This window comes from Arthrobacter sp. 24S4-2 (genome assembly GCF_005280255.1).
GTDB lineage: Bacteria > Actinomycetota > Actinomycetes > Actinomycetales > Micrococcaceae > Arthrobacter.
The window spans coordinates 1,365,042-1,383,539 of the sequence record NZ_CP040018.1; the positions used below are offsets into that span (position 1 = coordinate 1,365,042).

The following is an 18,498-nucleotide window of genomic DNA, read 5'->3' on the forward strand; positions in this document are numbered from 1 at the left end:
TGGTGGAATGAACCTACCCAGCCATGACAATTTTGTAAAGCAATACACAACTCTTGTATTGGTGGCGTTTGTAAACGCTTGCCTGGTCCTCCACGGCGTTGGCCGGGGTCATGCTACGCGCTTTCGCGGGCCCCGGTAGGCGTCAACCCGCCCTGCTCGGGTAAGTTAAGTATGTTGAAATAACGCCAGAGTTCCAGATGTATATACCTTCAGGAGACGCCCAAGCAATGGCCAAGATTATCTATACCCACACTGACGAAGCGCCCATGCTGGCCACCTATTCGTTCTTGCCGATTGTCGAGGCCTATGCGTCGACTGCCGGTGTGGAAGTGGAGACCCGCGACATTTCGCTCTCTGGCCGCATCATTTCCGTGTTCGGTGACTACCTGACCGAGGAGCAGCGGATCAGTGATGCCCTCGCCGAACTGGGCGCCCTGGCTAAGAAGCCGGAAGCCAACATCATCAAGCTGCCCAACGTCAGCGCCTCCGTTCCGCAGCTGAAGGCGGCCATCGCCGAGCTCCAGGCCCAGGGCTACGACCTCCCGGACTACCCGGACAACCCGTCCTCTGACACCGATACGGACATCCGCTCCCGCTACGACAAGATCAAGGGCTCGGCCGTGAACCCGGTCCTGCGCGAAGGCAACTCCGACCGCCGTGCACCGCTCTCCGTCAAGAACTACGCCCGCCAGAACCCGCACTCCATGGGCGTGTGGAGCCCGGAGTCCAAGACCAACGTGGCCACCATGGCTGCCGAAGACTTCCGCTCCAACGAGAAGTCCGTTGTCATCGAGGCTGATGACACTGTCAAGATCCAGCTGGTCAAGGAAGACGGCACCGTCAAGGTCCTCAAGCGCGGGTTCCCCGTCCTTGCCGGTGAAGTTGTGGACGGCACCGTGATGCGCGCCGCCGCGCTGGATGAATTCCTGGCTGCCCAGGTTGCCCGCGCCAAGGAAGAAGGCGTGCTCTTCTCCGCACACCTGAAGGCCACCATGATGAAGGTGTCCGACCCCATCATCTTCGGCCACGTGGTCAAGGCTTACTTCACGGAACTGTTCGACACCTACGGTGTACAGCTCGCCGCCGCCGGCCTGAGCCCCAACAACGGCTTGGCCTCCATCCTCGGCGGCCTCGAAGAGCTGCCGGAAGATGTCCGCGAAGGCGTCCAGGCTGCCATCAAGAAGGGCCTCGAAGAAGGCCCCGCACTGGCCATGGTGGACTCCGACAAGGGCATCACCAACCTGCACGTTCCCAGCGACATCATCGTTGACGCTTCCATGCCCGCCATGATCCGCTCCTCCGGCCACATGTGGGGCCCCGACGGCAAGGAAGCCGATACCCTCGCCGTCCTCCCGGACAGCAGCTACGCCAGCATCTACCAGGTTGTCATCGACGACTGCCGCGCCCACGGCGCCTTTGATCCCACCACCATGGGCACCGTTCCCAACGTGGGCCTCATGGCGCAGGCCGCCGAGGAATACGGCAGCCACGACAAGACCTTCGAGATCCAGTCGGCCGGCACGGTCCAGCTCGTGGACAGCAAGGGCAACGTCCTGATCGAACACCAGGTCTCCCCGGGCGACATCTGGCGCGCCTGCCAGGCCAAGGACGTCCCGATCCGCGACTGGGTTAAGCTGGCCGTCACCCGCGCCCGTGCCTCGGAGACCCCCGCCGTGTTCTGGCTGGACGAGGGGCGCGCCCACGACGCCAACCTGATCGCCAAGGTCAAGGAATACCTCAAGGAATACGACACCGAGGGCCTCCAGATCGAGATCATGTCCCCGGAGAAGGCCACCGCCTTCACCCTCGAGCGCATCCGCAAGGGCGAAGACACCATCTCGGTGACCGGCAACGTGCTCCGCGATTACCTCACGGACCTGTTCCCCATCCTGGAACTGGGCACCAGCGCCAAGATGCTTTCCGTGGTTCCGCTGATCAACGGCGGCGGCCTCTTCGAAACCGGTGCAGGCGGATCCGCCCCGAAGCACGTCCAGCAGCTGCTGAAGGAAAACCACCTGCGCTGGGACAGCCTGGGTGAATTCCTGGCCCTCGCCGTGAGCTTCGAGCACCTCGCGACCACCACGGGCAACAAGCGTGCACAGGTTCTCGCCGACACCCTGGACCGCGCCACCGGCACGTTCCTGCTCGAAAACAAGTCCCCGCGCCGCAAGGTGGGGGAGCTGGACAACCGTGGAAGCCACTTCTACCTCGCCAAGTATTGGGCGCAGGAACTGGCCAAGCAGACCGACGACGCCGAGCTGGCCGCCGACTTCACCGCAGTTTCCGAGGCACTCACTTCCAACGAGGACGCCATCGTGGCCGAGCTGCTCGCGGTCCAGGGCTCCCCGGTGGACATCGGAGGTTACTACCACCCGGACGTCGCCAAGGTTGCCTCGGTAATGCGCCCGTCCGCGACGTTCACTGAAGTGCTGTCCGGACTGGCCAAGTAGCCGGAACCGCAAAGCGCACGAACGCCCCGCCTCCCTAGTGGGGGCGGGGCGTTTTCGCGTGGTCTGCGTCGTGCCACATAGGCGTCGTGCCACATAGGCGTCAGTGCCGCCGCCGCCGCGTCAGCGCCGAACGTGCTTGCCGAACGGCGGCTCCGTAGCCATGCCCGGATCGGTGTTCACGGGGCGTTCAGTGGGCACGGCGTCGTAACCGACTTCTTCCTCCAGCGGGACGGCCGTTGTGGCAGCGAGCGGAATTTCCGCCGTCGTGCTGGTTCCGCTGACGGCTCCACCGCTGACCTCACCCGAGGTGACACGTTCGCGCCAGGCGCCCGTCTCCACCTCGCGTTCCTCGATGAACTTCTTGAACCGTTTGAGGTCCGAAGCCACTTGGTGCGAATCCATTCCGACGGCGGCACCGAGCTTCTCCACGGCGGAGTCAGGTTCCCAGGCCAGTTCAACGCTGACCTTGGTTTCGGTGGGGCTCAGCGCCTCGAACCACACAGTTCCGGCGTTGCGCGGTTCGTCCAGGCTTTCCCACGTGACGCACTTGTCCGGCTGCTGAACGGTGATTTGGGCGTCATAGTCCCGCTTGACGCCGGCGATGCTGGTCTCGAAGTGGACGGTGGTGTCGTCGAGCTGCCGGACGGCGTCCACTCCGCTCATGAAGTGGGGAAAGTCCTGGAACTGGGTCCACTGGTTGTAGGCCTGGCTCAGCGGGACACTCACATTAATGGATTCCTGGACAGTTGCCATGCGCACATCACTCCTTCAGCTGGCGGACGCGTCGGTCCGCGGTTCTGATCTCTTTGCAGGCTTTGTGGGCCCCGTTAACCAACCTAGCGGCAATCACCACAAATCGTAAGCTTGCTGAGGAATGCCCCTTGATCCGTTGTGGTTGAACGCTATCTTCCCTAGAGTGCTAAGCAGGCTTAGTTTCCGGTTGAAGGGCCGGATGTAGCTACGGATTGTCGATGCCGAGGAGAAATTCCCATGACAAAAGACCCCAACGTCCAGATTCCCGGTGCCGTATCGAGCGAGCCGCCCAGTGTTGCAGAGCCGACCGAACCGCGTAAACCGCTGCCGCCCAAACCTGACAAGGCCCCGAAGCGGTTTCGCCAACAGGGACCCCCACCGGAGCCCCGGCCCACTCCAGGGCGCAGTCCGGGGCCTACCTCACCACTGCGCAGGGCCTTAGGCTCCAGGATACCGACCACTCCCTGAAGGCCGGACGGCCTGGACCCGTTCTAGCAGGTCGCTTTCCACCCAGGCCACTTGGTGCCGGGCATCGACGTCACCAATGATCCGCTGCTGCAGGTAAGGCTCTTCTCCTACATCGATACCCAGATTTCCAGGCTGGGCGGCCCGAACTTCGGACAGATCCCGATCAACCGCCCGCAGGCGCCCGTCAACGACATGCTCCGGGACGGTATGCACCAGCAGGCTGTTCACGGGGGAGCAGCCCCTTACCACCCCAATTCTCTCGACGGAGGCTGTCCCTTCCTCGCCGGAGCCGATCTCAGCGCGTTCGTGGACGTTCCCGAGCAGCTGGCGGCGGTCAAGGAACGGAAGTCGCCGGCGTCGTTCGAAGATCAGGTGGCCGACGCTGAACTGAGCCCCGCGCTATTCCAGATAGGCGGGACCTGGCCTGTAAAGGGCCGCGTGGTGGGCATTGTGGCCGACTCATCCAGCGACCTGGAGACCGTGCGCACGGCCCGTCTGGCGTTGAACGCCGCCGGGATGGTCCCGTTGGTCATCGCTCTGTCCGGCGGGTACTTGGGCGGGGATGCCGACGGCGGGGTCCCGGTTCGCGCCGGACGCCGAGCAAGGACTCGATGCAAAGGCCGGGGAACCCGGGGCGACCCTCGATCCCCGGGTGATTCTCCTGCTTTCCGAGACCTTGCGCCACGCGAAGGCGATCGGCGGCTGGGGCTCGGGCGCCGCCGTCGTGGACGCCGCGAGCATTCCGCAGGATGCACCCGGCGTCGTCGTTGGAGAAGGGGCTGACCAAGTGGTTTCGCAGATCCGGGAACTCCTCGCCTGGCACCGGGGATGGGAGCGCTTCCCGGCATCAGGAGCCTGATTCTCAAGGAAAAAATGGGTGCTAGTGCGCCTGCAGACCAAGGCAAGGACGGTTGGATCCTGGTGGCGGGAGCGCCAGAAGTCAGCCGTCCTTGCCTTTGCCCTTTTCGCCTTTGCCGGGTCCGGGGTTCCCTTGGGCCGGCGCCGGTGCTTCTGGCGCTGGCGGAACGGCGGCCTGTGAAGCCTGGGCGGCGGCTGCAGCGGCAGCTGCTTCGGCCGCGGCGCCTGCGGCCTGTGCCGCTGTCAGGTCAGCGCGAACCGCGTCGACTGCCTTCATGATGCTCTGGTGACGCTTGAAGGACACGTTTCCAGCTGCAGCCGCGGCGTCGACTTGCACGGCGAGCTCGTCCAGTGACTTCAGGGCTCCGGCCGGGTCCTTGCCGGCCGCGGACTGGGAAACAGCCAGGACCTTGGCCTGAAGCTGTTGCGCGGCGTCACTTTCGAGGTCCGGAGCAGCCGAGCTGCAGCCTGCCAGGGCTGCGGAAAGCAGCCCCGCAGCAAGAACCGTCTTCCAGCGCGGCAGCGATGGGCGACGGTGGAGCGTGCAAGTCCACTTCACGGTTCCACGCTCTTCTGTAGTTGGTCCAGATGTTCGCCCAGGGTGCCGGTCACGGCGGGGTATTGAACAGGATCAGGAGTCCCGGGGGCTTTGACGGACAGCAGGATGATGGCCGCAACTGCGAGCAGCGCAACGACCAAGGCCAATGCAGCAGCCAGCTTGCCCTTGCCGCCCGGGAATCGAAGCCGAAGACTGAATCGCTTGCGTGCCGGGGCGTTGACATGTGTTGCCAAGGTGGCGGTATTGACCGAGCGGGATTCCGTGACCGCTGTCCTGGCGTACTCCGGCGCTACGAGCGGCGGTCGCGACGGCGGCGCGGGAAGCACTCGTGTTGGTTCCCCGGCTAATGTTCCAGGGGCGGACTCCGGGGAGATTAGCGCCTGCCGGAGGGCGGTCTCGAGCTCTGCAGCCGTCGGCCGCTCCATAGGATCAACGGCAGTCATGGAGCGGAGCAGCGTGGCCCACTCCACGGGAACGTCACTGGGGATCAGCGGAGCCCGGTGCAGGCGTGCCACAGCCGATTCAACGGCACTCCCGGGGTACTCCACAGCGCCTTTGATGCACTCGAGCAGCACGAGTCCCAGCGAATAGATATCGCTGGCGGGCCCAAGATCGGCGCCGCGCGCTTGTTCGGGACTCAGGTACGCAGCAGTCCCCACCATGGTGCCGGTTGCCGTTAGCCGCGTTCCGTCGATGATCCGTGCAATGCCGAAATCCGACAGTTTGGGGCGCAACGGTTCGCCGGGCCGGACCTGCACCAACAAGATGTTGGCCGGTTTGATGTCCCGGTGGATGATTCCCAGATTGTGGACGTAGGCCAGGGCGCCGGCGACCCCCGCTCCGATCACGGCGAGTTCATCGAGCGGCACCGGGCTGTGCCGGATCCTGCTCCGAAGGTCCTGCCCTCAATCAGCTCCATGGTGAGGAACGGGCGGGGCTCTTCGGGCACCCGGGAATCGATTCCGGCGTCGAACAGTGTCACAAGGCTTGGGTGGTTCAGCGTGGCGAGGAGTTCGATCTCCGCCTCTTGGCGCTTGAGCTCGTCGGCGTCGGCCGATTGCGGTGCAAAAAGTTTGAGGGCAACGTCACGGCCAAGGTTTTCGTCCTTGGCTGTGTAGACCGATGCCATGCCGCCGCGTCCGATGACCGCGCCGAGACGGTAACGGCCACCCAGGATATCGGCCGTCAGTTCACTGCGTGAACTCTCCACGATGTACCCGTCCTCTTCTGCCTTCCGACGGAACGCACTCCAAGAATGATACGGGGACGGGTACCCGATTCCATAAGGGTGCTTTGCAGTGGGCTTCCATTTCGGCTGCCAGGATCGGCGGACGCTTGGCCCGGGAAGACTTGACGGTCCTCCCGGGCCAAACCCCTTGAAATGCCGGGGCGGGGCGGCCGGGTGCCGGTAGCACAGTCACCCGACCGCTTGCGCGCTACGCCTTCTTGCGCCGCGAGAACACCAGCATGATGACGATGCCGATGGCGAGGAGAAGCAGCGCCGCCGTCACGAGTTCGACATTGGCCCCCGTGCTGGCAAGCATCGGCGACTTGGCGGCCGTGGCGGCATTGGCATTGGTACCAGCCGGCGTTGCAGCCGAGGGATTCATGCCGGCAGCGGCACCGCTCGGGCTGCTAATACCCGGGAGCGTGCCACCCGGAACGACGCCGGTAGCAGCGCCACCCGGATTATTGATACCCGGGACAGTGCCACCGGGAACAGTGCCGCCAGTTGAAGGTCCGCCTATTGCGGGCGCTCCGGCAATACCCAGGTCAGTACCCAGATTGACGCCCAGGTCCACACCAAGGTCGCCTGTCGTGTCAGTGACGGTATCGATGGTGCCGGTGTTGGTGCCGAGGTTGAGGTCGACAAGTGCGCCGAGATCAGCGGTGGTGTTGTCGGTTCCCGTGGTGTCCGGTGCGGTGGTGCCGAGGTTGTCGTCGACGACGGCGCCGAGGTCGGCGGTGGTGTCCGGTGCGGTTGTTCCTGCGCCGATGCTGCCGCCAAGGTTCACGTCGACAAGTGCGTTGACGTCTGCCGTGGTGCTGTCGGACGCTGTGGTGCCCGTGCCCGTGCCCGTGCCCGTGCTGCCGCCGAGGTTGACGTCGGCAAGTGCGTTGACGTCTGCCGTGGTGCTGTCGGACGCTGTGGTGCCCGTGCCCGTGCCCGTGCCGGTGCCCGTGCCCGTGCTGCCGCCGAGGTTGTCGTCGACGACGGCGCCGAGGTCGGCGGTGGTGTCCGGTGCGGTTGTTCCTGCGCCGATGCTGCCGCCAAGGTTCACGTCGACAAGTGCGTTGACGTCTGCCGTGGTGCTGTCGGACGCTGTGGTGCCCGTGCCCGTGCCCGTGCTGCCGCCGAGGTTGACGTCGGCAAGTGCGTTGACGTCTGCCGTGGTGCTGTCGGACGCTGTGGTGCCCGTGCCCGTGCCCGTGCCGGTGCCCGTGCTGCCGCCGAGGTTGTCGTCGACGACGGCGCCGAGGTCGGCGGTGGTGTCCGGTGCGGTTGTTCCTGCGCCGATGCTACCGCCAAGGTTCACGTCGACAAGTGCGTTGACGTCTGCCGTGGTGTTGCCAGACGCTGCGGTGCCCGTGCCCGTGCCAAGGTTCACGTCGACAAGTGCGCCGAGATCAGCGGTGGTGTTGTCGGTTCCGGCGGTGCCGGTGTTGGTGCCGAGGTTGACGTCGACGACGGCGCCGAGGTCGGCGGTGGTGTCCGGTGCGGTTGTTCCTGCGCCGATGCTACCGCCAAGGTTCACGTCGGCAAGTGCGTTGACGTCTGCCGTGGTGTTGTCCGGCGTTGAGTCACCCAGCAGACCCAACGACGAGTTGGCGGTAACCGCCGCTGAGACCGTGGCGGTGGTGCCGGATAAGAGACCATCCGACCCGCTCGTTGTGTCCGCTGCGCTGGCAGCGGTGGTGCCGAGGGCTAGTAACCCTCCGGCAAAGAGGGTGCTGAGCAGCCCTCTGCGGATATTTGCATGCATTGTGATTTCTCCTGAAAGTTGTTGATGGGCGCGCAGGGCAGCCCGGATGGCCGTGTTCCGCGCAAAACCGCGGCAGGGGCCCGACTAGTCAGGAGATGAACCGGGGTCGAAGGACACCGGTGCAGGGAAACTTTGCAGGGGGCCGCTGACGGGGAATACACCGGTCAGCGGAAAATCCAGATGGAAAGCTGAAATCAAGGCGGACCCGCCGGGGCCGGCGCCTGCAGACTGGCTGGCTCCGGAAGCGGAACCCGGCACAGCCGGAAGTTCATATGGGCCCGGAACGCCGTCACCATTACCGGGGGATTCAATGCCGCCGGCAGGCACGCCGGGAAAATGGACTGACCCCGGGCCGGCGGTCGGCAACAACGAGGCGGCCCCCGGTGTGACTGACAGCCCGGAACCGACGGGAAAGGCGGTAAGCGCCCCGGTCAGGGCTAGTTCGACGTCGGCAACCAAACCGCCGTCGAAAGCGGAAGTATCCGGAGTAGCCGGGAGGCGCGGGGGCACGGTTCCGGTGTCTGGAAGGGGCAGCGCATCAATGCCTGGCAACAGTTCCCCGACCGGCACAAGTATCGGGTCAAGGGCGGGGACGGCGTCGCTCGCGGCGGGTAAAACCGTTTGACCGGTTTCGGCCACCGTGGTGTCCGCGGCCGCGACCACCGGTGCGATAACACTGCCGACAGTGCCTGAAGGCACAATCTGGTCCACCACCGGAGCAGCTTCGATGAGATAGTCGACGGTGCCTGTTGCGGCACCGGTGAGAGGCTGGAGCAAACCATCCGGTTCGGGGGTCGCTGACTGGACAGGAGCTGTGGCGGCAGCTCGTTCCGGCGCCGTCTCATTACTGGCGGCGCGTCCTGCGGAGGCCCGCGTGGCCTCGACGGAGGTGGTCCCTGCACCGGCAATCGAGGAAACGGATGAGCTGATGCCGCCCAGTAGGGAACCGGGATCTGAGGCCGAATCGGCGCTGGCGAGGGGGGCTGAAAGTGCAAGCCACGCTGTGGCGGCCGCGCCTGCAAGAAGCAAAGGGCGGAGCGTGCGCCATGGCAAACGTGCTGAGTCCATCCGCAACACCCCCACAGGCTCCCCGAAAATTCGACGATTGGCTACAGCCTAGGCACGATCAACTGCCGGAGTCCAGAGTTTTCGGCTAATAATCCGGCGACTTGATTATTGGTTCCGGGGTTGGAGCAGGGCAGCACGGGAGGTCAGCGGGCATCATTCGGGTACGTGATGCCGAGCTGCGCACGCACGCCATCGAACAGCCTCATCACATTCACCGAGTCTTCGAGCGGCATTACAGGACTTTCCGTGAGCCCCTGTTGAATGCACCGGGTGACCTCGCGGAGCTCGTAGGTGTAGCCCCGGCCGACCACCTCGAAGCGTTCAGTCCGCGGATCCTCCATGCCGATTCTGACCAGGATTTCCTTCGGATTGTTCACGGAACCGATGGTCTGCAAATACCCCAGGCTTCCGGCGACCGTGGCTGCCCGCGGCCCGTAGGCCGTGAGGGACGATGTCAGCTGGGCCTGAGCTCCGTGGTGGTATCCGAGCGTCAACGCATTCTGGGCGTCCACGCCGTCGTCGTTCACGGTGCCTGTGGCACTGACTGTCTGCGGCAATCCCAAAGTCCCCAGAGCCCAAAGCAGGGGGTAAACGGTCAGGTCCAGGAGTGCGCCGCCGCCATCCTTGAGGGCCCAGATACGTGCGGTGGGGGAGTATACCGCCGGGAAGCCCAGGTCCGCGGTGACCCACTGAACTGCCCCGATTTCCCCGGATGCCGCGATTTCAAAGGCGCGCTGCATGCTGGGCAGGAACCGGCTCCACATGGCTTCCATGAGGAACAGCTTCTTGGACCGTGCGGCGGCCACGAGTTCGGCGGCTTCCCGCGCATTGATTGTCAGGGCCTTCTCGCACAAGACGTGCTTGCCTGCCTGGAGTGCGGCCAGGGCGACTTCAAAGTGCTGGGCGTGGGGCGTCGCCACGTAGACAACGTCCACCGAGTCGTCGGAGAGGAGCCGCTGGTAACCGGGCGTGCCGGCGTCGTCACCGTACGCCTTGGCAAAGCCGTATTCCGTGCCGAACGTGTCAGCCGAAGCCTGGCTTCGGGAACTGACCGCATAGAGCTCGGCGTCCGAGAGCAGGGCGAGGTCCTGCGCTACAGCCCGGGCAATACCGCCCGTGGCCACCACTCCCCACCGCAGCGTAGCTCCGGTGGCGGAACGGGGATCCTGGTCGGACTGGCTGAACAGCCACGGCTTCGCGATGGGGGCATTCATTCTGACATCCTCTCATTCAGCTGAGAGATGGTTGGGAAACTATCCGCAGGAATTGAGAGAGCGTCCGAATATTTCGTGCGAAAAGTGATGGAGGGTCGGGTTAAACGCTGCAGGAGCTGAGAGAGGGTTTGAATCAGCCCTCTCTCAGCTCCCGCGTCTGCCGCGTCTGCCGCAGCCGACGCTCCCGCATCCGCTGCCTACGCTACGCCGACGCCGACGCCGACGCCGACGCCGACGCTGCCGCCGTGGCCCGGGTGCGTGCGGGCTCTTCGGTGAGGCGCCCCTGCTGCAGCCGGAACCGGCGGTCCGTCTTGTTGGACAGGGCCCTGTCGTGCGTGACCACCAGGATGGTGGTGTTGTGGTCGCGGCTCAGCGAGCTGAGGAGCTCGATGATGTGGTCACCGGTCTGCTCGTCCAGGTTGCCCGTGGGCTCGTCCGCGAGGATGAGTTTCGGCTCGTTGGCCAGTGCGCGGGCAATCGCCACGCGCTGCTGCTCGCCACCGGAAAGGCGGTTGATGCGGCGCACGTGCTTCTCCGGATCCAGCTGCACCTGCTCCAGCAGTTCGTTGGCCCGGGCCAGCCGCACCGCCTTGCGGACGCCCGCAAACTCCATCGGCAGCATCACGTTGTTCACGGCGGACAGGTTGGGGATCAGGTTGAACTGCTGGAAGACGAAGCCGATGTCGCGGCGCCGGTATTCGGTCAGCTTGCCGTCCGGCATGCTGGCCAGGCTGACACCGTTCACGACGACGTCTCCGCTGGTGGGCTTGTCCAGCGCGCCGAGCAGGGACAGCAGCGTGCTCTTGCCGCTGCCGCTCTTGCCCACGATCGAGGCGAGCGTGCCCTGCTCCAGTTCGAAGCTGACGTCGTTGACGGGTTTGATGGTGCGGTCGCCGGACTTGAAGGTGCGGACCAGGTTCTTGACTTCGATCATGGCTACTCTCCTCGGAGGACTTCGATGGGGCGGATGCGGGCGGTAAGGAGTGCGGGAACCAGGGCGCCGATGATGGCCACGCCGAACACTGCAGCGATGCCCGCCGCGATCACCCCGGGGGAGGCGCTCGCGGTGACGGTGGTCAGGAGCTGGGACGCTCCGCCGAACGGACCCCCGGAGGGAAGACCGGCGCCGCCGCCGGGGAAGCCGGCCGCCCCGCCGGGAATGCCGCGTCCGGTGGTTGCCGCCGTCGTCGTGGATGAATTGGAGCTGATCAGTGCGGAGGCAATGCCTCCGCTGGCGAAGGACGCGACGGCGGCACCCACCACGCTGCCCATGGCGACCACCACGAGCGCTTCCAGGACGAACTGGAGTCCGATGGTGCGGTTGGGGGCGCCGATTGCCTTGAGCACACCGATTTCACGACGGCGCTCGCGGACCAGCATCACCATGATCAGGAGGATGATCAGGCCGGCCGTGCCCAGCGCGGCGACGAAGGCGATCAACGAGATGTTCTTGACGCTGTTCAGGGAGCTGACGGCCGTCTCAAGGTTGCGCTGGCCCTGGGTGACATCGGCCTTGTCCGCGCCGAGGGCGCTCTGGAGTGCGGTCTTGGCGGCGTCCACGTTCTCCATGCTGTTCACGGTCACGATCATCGTGGACAGCTCACCCGGCAGTGCGGCCAGGGTCTGGGCGGAGGGGAGCGTTACGTAGAGGGCGTTGTTGCCGAAGGCGGTTCCGGCGTCGAACAGGCCGGCAACCGTGTAGGTCTTGTCATTGATGGTGAACGTGGAGCCCACCTTGAGGCCGTTCTTCTCGGCGAGGGTGGTGCCCAGGAGCGCATTGGTTGACTCAGCGGTGTAGTCGCCCAGGCCGGAACCTTCGGTGATCGCCAGGGCCTTGCCCGTGCTGTCCACCTCGGCGCCGATTCCGGTGGCGGTGATGGGCAGGGACATGGTCCGTGCCGGCTGCGTGGTGCCGGTTGATCCGGTGGTTCCCTGGCTGGCCTGGTTGCGGTTGCCGAGCGTTCCGGCGTCGATGGCGGCAGTGAGGCTGGTGGTCAGCGTGGTGGTGGTCTGGCCGCCGGGTCCGCCCTGGCTTCCGCCGGGTCCGGTTGCCTGGGTGCCGCCTGCCGCTTGTGCGGCGGCTGCGGCTGCGTTGCGCAGGCGCAGCGCCTTGGTGCCTACCACGCTGGTCACGTTGGGCACCGCTGCCGCCGTGGCGGCCTGTTCAGCCGTGAGCGGCTCGCCGCCGCCTTCGAAGCCCTGGCCGCCGGCCGGATTGACCGTCAGGACTGTGCCCACCGAGGCGTTCAGTTCGGTGACTTTGGCGGCCACTGCCTGGTTGGCGACCAGCATGGACAGTGCCAGGCCGATTGCCACGGCCAACACCGCCACCACGGCCCCGGTTCGGACCTTGTTTCTGAAGGCATTGCCTACGCTTCGGGCGAGGACGCTCACGGTACTCCTAGGATCTCTGGCCGGACGGGATGGCCGGCTTGCTGATCCAACAGTGGTGCGCGCTGCTGTGCGGAGGACGGGCTGAAGCTATGTTTGCGCTGTGAAAGGGCCGGGCCGGTGCAATCCGGGGAAGGCAAGAGCCCCGGACCACCCTTTCAGGTGAGCCGGGGCTCCTGGCTGCAGCTGCAGCCGTCAGTGCGGATTACTTGGTGATCGGTCCCAAAACCGGATCGTCCACGTAGGCCGTCTTGACGTTCTCCTTGGTCACGATGACCGGATCCAGCAGGTAGGCCGGAACGGTCTTGACCGTGTTGTTGTAGGACTTGTCATCGTTGATCTCAGGCGTCTTGCCGGCCTGGATGTCCTTGACCATGGTGATCGCGTGCTCAACGAGCTTGCGGGTGTCCTTGTTGATGGTGGAGTACTGCTCGCCGGCCATGATGGACTTGACGGACTCAACTTCGGAGTCCTGGCCGGTGATGATAGGAAGCGGCTTGCCGGCAGCCTTGACGGACGTCAGGACTGCACGCGCCAGGGTGTCGTTCGGGGACAGGACGCCGTCCAGGGAAGCGGTGCCGTAGCTGCCGGTCAGCAGGGTGTCGGCCCGACGCTGGGCGTTCTCAGCCTTCCAGCCCTGGGTAACAGCCTGCTCGAAGGACTTCTGGCCTGACAGGACCTTCAGCGTTCCGTCATCGATCTTCGGCTTCAGGATGCTCATGGCGCCGTCGAAGAAGACCTTCGCGTTGGCGTCATCCGGGGAACCGGCGAACAGTTCGATGTTGTACGGGCCGGAAGGCTTCTTGGCCTTCATGCCGTCCAACAGCGCCTGGCCCTGGAGTTCACCCACCTTGAAGTTGTCGTATGCCACGTAGTAGTCCACGTTCGCGGTGTTCAGGAGCAGGCGGTCGTAGGCGATGATGGTGGCGCCGGAGTCCTTGGCCTGCTTGAGCTGGGTACCCAGCTGGGCGCCGTCGATGGCACCCACGATGATGACCTTTGCACCCTTGGTGACCATGGCGCTGATCTGGTTCTGCTGCTCGGAGACGCCGCCGTTGGCGAACTGGACGTCGGCCTTGAAGCCGGCACCGTTCAGGCCGTCGTTGAACAGCTTCTCGGCCAGCACCCAGTTTTCACTGGTCTTCTGGGGGAGCGCGACGCCGATCGAGGAGTTCTTGGGGAATGCCTCGCCGCCGCTGCTACCACCCGTGGTGCCGGTTTCGGCGCGGCCGCAGGCTGTCAGCGCCAGTGCCGCAATAGCAGCGATCGCTGCTGCCTTTCCTGCTTTACCAATCATTTGCATTGCTTGGTTCGCTTTCTTTAGATGGTGTGCGGAGATTCGTGGGGAAGCCGCTCAGGCTTCCTTGTGGATGACGTCCTTGGTGGCTGTGGTCTCGTCCGGCTGCAGCTCAGTGCTGCTGCGGCCGAAGTTCTTCATCATCATGCCGATGATCGACTTCTTGCCCTGGGTCTTGTTGTAGACGTCGAAGGCAACGGCGATCAGGAGGACCAGGCCCTTGATGATCTGCGTGAGGTCGGCACCGACGCCGAGGAGCTGCAGGCCGTTGTTCAGCACGGCCATCACCAGGCCACCGACGATCGAGCCGATCACAGTGCCCACGCCGCCGGTCACGGCGGCGCCGCCGATGAACACGGCTGCGATGGCGTCCAGTTCCCAGCCGACGCCGTCAAACGGGCCCGAGGCAGTGGAACGGCCGACGAAGATCATGCCGGCCAGGCCGGCCAGGATGGACATGTTCATCATCACCAGGAAGTTGACCTTCTTGGACTGGACGCCGGAGAGCTCGGCGGCGTGCCGGTTGCCGCCTACTGCGTAGATGTGGCGGCCGACGATGGTCTTGGAGGAGATGAAACCGTAGATGATGACCAGGACGGCCAGGATCAGGCCCGGAATCGGGAAGGACGTGCCCGGACGGCCGGTGGCGAACAGGTACGTGGCGTAGAGGATGGCGCCGCAGATCAGGACCAGCTTGAGGATCATCACCCAGGATTCGGGGACTTCGGCACCGAGCGCTATTGCCCGGCGGCGTGAACGGACTTCGCTGAAGATCACGAAGGCCACGGCCAACAGGCCCAGGAGCAGCGTGAGGTTGTTGTACCCGGTGCTGGGTCCCACCTCGGGGAGGTAGCCGGATCCGAGGTACTGGAAGTCGCTGGGGACCGGGATGGTGTTGGACTTGCCCACGAACTGGTTGAAGCCGCGGAAGAGCAGCATGCCGGCAAGGGTCACGATGAAGGCGGGGATGCCCACATAGGCGGTCCAGAACCCTTGCCAGGCCCCGATCAGCGCCCCGAGGGCCAGGCCCAGCAGCACGCCGAGGTACCAGGGGATGCCCCAGTCACGGATCGCGAGGGCCACGCTGACGCCGACGAAGGCCGCCACGGAGCCGACGGAGAGGTCGATGTGGCCGGCAATGATCACCAGGACCATGCCGATGGCGAGGATCAGGATGTAGGAGTTGCCGTTGAAGAGGTTGATGACGTTGCCCGGGGTGAGCGTGCGCCCCTCGGTGAAAATCTGGAAGAAGACGATCAGTGCAACCAGGGCGAAGATCATGCCGAATTGGCGGGTGTTGCCGCCAAAGAGCTTCTTGAGCGCGTTCATTGTTTCGGTCCTTGTGTCTGGAAGGTTCTGGAGGTATCCACAGGGTCAGGCGGCGGTGGTCTTGCGGGCGGATGTCATGAGCTTCATCAGGCTTTCCTGGCTGGCGTCATCCTTGTCCAGGACCCCTGTGATGGCGCCTTCGAAGATGGTGTAGATGCGGTCGGAGAGGCCCAGCAGCTCGGGCAGCTCGGAGGAAATCACGATCACTCCCTTGCCCTGGTTGGCCAGCTGCTGGATGATGCCGTAAATCTCGTACTTGGCGCCGACGTCGATGCCGCGGGTGGGCTCGTCAAGAATCAGCAGGTCGGGGTCGGTGAACATCCATTTCGCGAGCACCACTTTCTGCTGGTTGCCGCCCGAGAGCTTGGATACGCCTTCCTCCACTGAGGGCGTCTTGGTCCGCAGCGATTTGCGGTACTGTTCCGCAACGGTGAACTCCTTGTTGGTATCCACCACGTTGTGCTTGCTGATCTTCTTCAGGTTGGCCGCAACGGTGGTGGTCTTGATGTCGTCCAGGAGGTTCAGTCCCAGGGACTTTCGGTCCTCCGTGACGTAACCCAGTCCGCTGTCGATCGCCTGGCGTACGGTGCGGAGCGTGACTTCCTTGCCGTCCTTGTAGATCTGGCCCGAGATGAACCGCCCGTACGAGCGGCCGAACACCGAGCGTGCCAGCTCGGTCCGGCCGGCGCCCATCAGCCCGGCGAAACCGACGATCTCGCCGCGCCGGACGAAGAAGTTGGAGTTCTTGCAGACCATACGGTCCTGGATCTGCGGGTGGCCCACGTTCCAGTCCTTGACCTCGAAGAACACCTCGCCGATCTTGGGTTCGTGGTCCGGGAAGCGCGATTCCAGCGTCCGGCCCACCATGCCCTTGATGATGCGGTCCTCGTCAACGCCGTCGGCCTTCACATCGAGGGTCTCGATGGACTTGCCGTCACGGATGATGGTGATGGAGTCGGCGATCTGTTCGATCTCGTTGAGCTTGTGGGAAATGATGATGGACGTGATGCCGCGGCCCTTGAGCCCCAGCATGAGGTCCAGCAGGTGCTGGGAGTCGGATTCGTTCAGCGCCGCCGTGGGCTCGTCCAGAATCAGGAGTTTTACCGACTTGCTCAGTGCCTTGGCGATTTCCACGAGCTGTTGCTTGCCGACGCCGATTTCCTTGATGGCGGTATCGGGGTCTTCGCGCAGTCCCACCCTGGCCAGCAGCTCCCTGGAACGGGTCCGTGCCTCGGCCCAGTCGATCACGCCGCGCTTGGTGGGTTCGTTGCCCAGGAAGATGTTCTCCATGATGGACAGCTCGGGGATCAGCGCGAGTTCCTGGTGGATGATCACGATGCCGGCATGCTCGCTGGCGCGGATGTCCTTGAACTGCTGAACCTCGTTTTGGTAGACGATGTCGCCGTCGTAGCTGCCGTACGGATATACGCCGGACAGGACTTTCATGAGGGTGGACTTGCCGGCGCCGTTCTCACCACAGATTGCGTGGATCTCGCCGGCCTTCACCCGCAGGCTTACCTCGGCCAAAGCTTTAACGCCGGGGAATTCCTTGGTGATGGAGCGCATCTCGAGAAGTATCGGATCGCTTTGCGTGTTCTGGGACGTCATTTGCCCTTACGCCTCCAATGCATGACTTCGTTGTCCGCCCCGCAAACCGCAGGGCCGTCTGATGAAAAAGTAAACTGGATCACAGGCCTTGTCGTCAAGTCTTTAACGCAACAGCCCGATAACGAAAACCTCAGGAGCGGCGGATCCCTGCATGTTGGAAGACCAGCGCGGCCGCCCCGAGGGCCTCGGCCCGGTCTCCCAGCGAGGACATCGTCAGGGTGGTGGTTTCACCGATGACAGGCACCGCGTGGCGGACCAGGCCCCGCCGGATGGGATCCAGCAGCAGGTCTCCCAGTCCAGCCAGCGGGCCGCCCACCACGATGACTTCGGGGTTGATCAGGTTGGCCACGTTGCCCAGCGCGCGGCCCACGGCCAGGCCGGCGTCGTCCACAACGCGAAGGGTGGCGGAGTCCCGCCCGAGCGCCTTGCGGACCACGTCTTCGGCGCTCAGCGGCTTCTCCTCGCCGCGGCTGAGAAGCTCGATCATGGTGGTCGTGGAAGCTATGGTTTCCAGGCACCCCCTGTTTCCGCAACGGCAGATGAGGCCATGTTCGTGGATAGTGGCGTGGCCGATTTCGCCGGTGATGCCCACGTTGCCGTAGTACGGGGCGCCGTTCAGGATCAGCCCGGCACCGATGCCCGAGCCGATCTTCAGGAACATCAGGTTACTGATGCCGCTGTGGGGTCCCCACGTCACTTCGGACAGGGCGCCGAGATTGGCGTCGTTATCAACAAAGACGGGGAAATTCAGGGTGTCCTCGAGGTGCTGGAGGATGTTGATGCCCACCCATTCGGGCAGGATGGCGCCCTGCGCCACGGTGCCGGTGCGGCGGTCGATGGGGCCGGGAATCCCGACGCCGGCACCCACCACCGCGCTGCGTTCCACGCCGCTTTCTTCCAGCAGTTTGGCCAGCAGGTCGACGGCGGAGCGGATGCCTTCGTCGGCGTGGTGGCCCAGCGGGAGGAGCACCGATTCCTCGGCGATGATGTGGTAGCTCAGCGTCGCGAGGACCACCCTGAGGTGCCTGCGGCCGAAGTCGATTCCCACGGCAACGGCCCCATTGCTGTTGAGCCGTACGTTCAGTGCCCGGCGGCCGGAACTCGTGATCGGTTCCGTGGACGCAAGCCCGGCGTCCTGCATGATTTTGACGATGTTGGAGACAGTTGCGGTGGACAGGCCGGTCTGCCGTGCGAGTTCAGCCTGGGTGGACGGGCCGTTCAGGAGGCACTCGATGATCCGTTGCTGGTTCAGGTGCCTCAAAGCGGACTGGGAACCCGGGTTCTTGGTTCGGCTCCTCGTTGAGCGCGGTGTTGAGGGCATGCAATGAAGCGTGCACCATTCATGCCTTTGTAGTCAAGAAGTTAACGCATGGCGCCGTTGCGGTGCCGACAGCGGACGCACGGACGTTCCGCACCGCCTGCCGCGGATATCGGGTGGAAATGCACCTAGGGGCCAGTCTGCACCACTGGCTACGCTGGTAGGAAGAGAGAGTCCGCGGCCTTCCCGCGGACATCCCGG

Annotated in this window: 14 protein-coding genes and 1 pseudogene; 2 read left to right on the plus strand and 13 right to left on the minus strand. The window is 64.5% G+C overall.

Features of this window, described 5'->3' with window-relative positions:
- Positions 1 to 227: 227 nt before the first annotated feature.
- Positions 228 to 2,450 carry an NADP-dependent isocitrate dehydrogenase gene (locus FCN77_RS06405; protein ID WP_137321596.1) on the plus strand — a complete coding sequence of 741 codons (2,223 nt, stop codon included), beginning with the start codon at positions 228 to 230 and terminating at the stop codon, positions 2,448 to 2,450.
- Positions 2,451 to 2,570: 120 nt separating this feature from the next.
- Here FCN77_RS06405 and FCN77_RS06410 read toward each other — a convergent pair whose 3' ends face one another.
- Positions 2,571 to 3,203: an SRPBCC family protein gene (locus FCN77_RS06410; protein WP_137321597.1), complete on the minus strand. Its 633-nt coding sequence runs from the start codon at positions 3,201 to 3,203 to the stop codon at positions 2,571 to 2,573.
- Between the two features lie 237 nt (positions 3,204 to 3,440).
- On the opposite strand from FCN77_RS06410, the pseudogene FCN77_RS06415 reads away from it, so the two are divergent.
- Positions 3,441 to 4,530 (plus strand): annotated as a pseudogene (locus FCN77_RS06415) (catalase).
- A gap of 81 nt (positions 4,531 to 4,611) precedes the next feature.
- Here FCN77_RS06415 and FCN77_RS06420 read toward each other — a convergent pair.
- The 12 genes from FCN77_RS06420 to FCN77_RS06470 form a co-directional block, all read right to left on the minus strand.
- The gene (locus FCN77_RS06420; RefSeq protein WP_137321598.1) at positions 4,612 to 5,088 is read right to left on the minus strand and encodes a mucin-associated surface protein; all 477 of its coding nucleotides are present in this window, start codon (positions 5,086 to 5,088) and stop codon (positions 4,612 to 4,614) included.
- Positions 5,085 to 5,957, minus strand: a complete 873-nt coding sequence (locus FCN77_RS06425) for a serine/threonine-protein kinase (protein ID WP_368074318.1) — start codon at positions 5,955 to 5,957, stop codon at positions 5,085 to 5,087. The genes FCN77_RS06420 and FCN77_RS06425 overlap by 4 nt, the downstream gene beginning before the upstream one ends.
- Positions 5,933 to 6,298, minus strand: a complete 366-nt coding sequence (locus FCN77_RS27575) for a hypothetical protein (RefSeq protein WP_368074319.1) — start codon at positions 6,296 to 6,298, stop codon at positions 5,933 to 5,935. The genes FCN77_RS06425 and FCN77_RS27575 overlap by 25 nt, the downstream gene beginning before the upstream one ends.
- A 226-nt stretch (positions 6,299 to 6,524) precedes the next feature.
- Positions 6,525 to 8,072 (minus strand): hypothetical protein, encoded by a 1,548-nt coding sequence (locus tag FCN77_RS06430; protein WP_137321599.1) that lies wholly within the window; start codon positions 8,070 to 8,072, stop codon positions 6,525 to 6,527.
- 84 nt (positions 8,073 to 8,156) lie between these two features.
- Positions 8,157 to 9,140, minus strand: coding sequence for a hypothetical protein (locus FCN77_RS06435; protein ID WP_137321600.1), 984 nt, complete (start codon positions 9,138 to 9,140; stop codon positions 8,157 to 8,159).
- Positions 9,141 to 9,283: 143 nt separating this feature from the next.
- Positions 9,284 to 10,354, minus strand: coding sequence for a Gfo/Idh/MocA family protein (locus FCN77_RS06440; protein WP_137321601.1), 1,071 nt, complete (start codon positions 10,352 to 10,354; stop codon positions 9,284 to 9,286).
- Between the two features lie 202 nt (positions 10,355 to 10,556).
- Entirely contained in the window at positions 10,557 to 11,288 is a 732-nt protein-coding gene (locus FCN77_RS06445; protein WP_137321602.1) for an ABC transporter ATP-binding protein, read from the minus strand.
- A 2-nt stretch (positions 11,289 to 11,290) separates the two neighbouring features.
- Positions 11,291 to 12,748, minus strand: coding sequence for an ABC transporter permease (locus FCN77_RS06450; protein WP_137321603.1), 1,458 nt, complete (start codon positions 12,746 to 12,748; stop codon positions 11,291 to 11,293).
- Between the two features lie 202 nt (positions 12,749 to 12,950).
- Positions 12,951 to 14,048, minus strand: coding sequence for a sugar-binding protein (locus tag FCN77_RS06455; protein WP_137321604.1), 1,098 nt, complete (start codon positions 14,046 to 14,048; stop codon positions 12,951 to 12,953).
- Between the two features lie 51 nt (positions 14,049 to 14,099).
- Positions 14,100 to 15,371 carry a multiple monosaccharide ABC transporter permease gene (gene mmsB, locus FCN77_RS06460; protein ID WP_137321605.1) on the minus strand — a complete coding sequence of 424 codons (1,272 nt, stop codon included), beginning with the start codon at positions 15,369 to 15,371 and terminating at the stop codon, positions 14,100 to 14,102.
- A 45-nt stretch (positions 15,372 to 15,416) separates the two neighbouring features.
- Positions 15,417 to 16,979, minus strand: coding sequence for a multiple monosaccharide ABC transporter ATP-binding protein (gene mmsA, locus FCN77_RS06465; protein WP_137321606.1), 1,563 nt, complete (start codon positions 16,977 to 16,979; stop codon positions 15,417 to 15,419).
- A 130-nt stretch (positions 16,980 to 17,109) separates the two neighbouring features.
- The gene (locus tag FCN77_RS06470; RefSeq protein WP_137321607.1) at positions 17,110 to 18,300 is read right to left on the minus strand and encodes an ROK family transcriptional regulator; all 1,191 of its coding nucleotides are present in this window, start codon (positions 18,298 to 18,300) and stop codon (positions 17,110 to 17,112) included.
- Positions 18,301 to 18,498 lie beyond the last annotated feature (198 nt).

Bases quoted from the DNA above. Each gene is read 5' to 3' on its own strand.
- FCN77_RS06405 (WP_137321596.1), top strand. From the start codon at position 228: ATGGCCAAGATTATCTATACCCACACTGACGAAGCGCCCATGCTGGCC.
- FCN77_RS06410 (WP_137321597.1), bottom strand. From the start codon at position 3,203: ATGGCAACTGTCCAGGAATCCATTAATGTGAGTGTCCCGCTGAGCCAG.
- FCN77_RS06430 (WP_137321599.1), bottom strand. From the start codon at position 8,072: ATGCATGCAAATATCCGCAGAGGGCTGCTCAGCACCCTCTTTGCCGGA.
- FCN77_RS06435 (WP_137321600.1), bottom strand. From the start codon at position 9,140: ATGGACTCAGCACGTTTGCCATGGCGCACGCTCCGCCCTTTGCTTCTT.
- FCN77_RS06440 (WP_137321601.1), bottom strand. From the start codon at position 10,354: ATGAATGCCCCCATCGCGAAGCCGTGGCTGTTCAGCCAGTCCGACCAG.
- FCN77_RS06445 (WP_137321602.1), bottom strand. From the start codon at position 11,288: ATGATCGAAGTCAAGAACCTGGTCCGCACCTTCAAGTCCGGCGACCGC.
- FCN77_RS06455 (WP_137321604.1), bottom strand. From the start codon at position 14,048: ATGCAAATGATTGGTAAAGCAGGAAAGGCAGCAGCGATCGCTGCTATT.
- mmsB (WP_137321605.1), bottom strand. From the start codon at position 15,371: ATGAACGCGCTCAAGAAGCTCTTTGGCGGCAACACCCGCCAATTCGGC.
- mmsA (WP_137321606.1), bottom strand. From the start codon at position 16,979: ATGACGTCCCAGAACACGCAAAGCGATCCGATACTTCTCGAGATGCGC.
- FCN77_RS06470 (WP_137321607.1), bottom strand. From the start codon at position 18,300: ATGCCCTCAACACCGCGCTCAACGAGGAGCCGAACCAAGAACCCGGGT.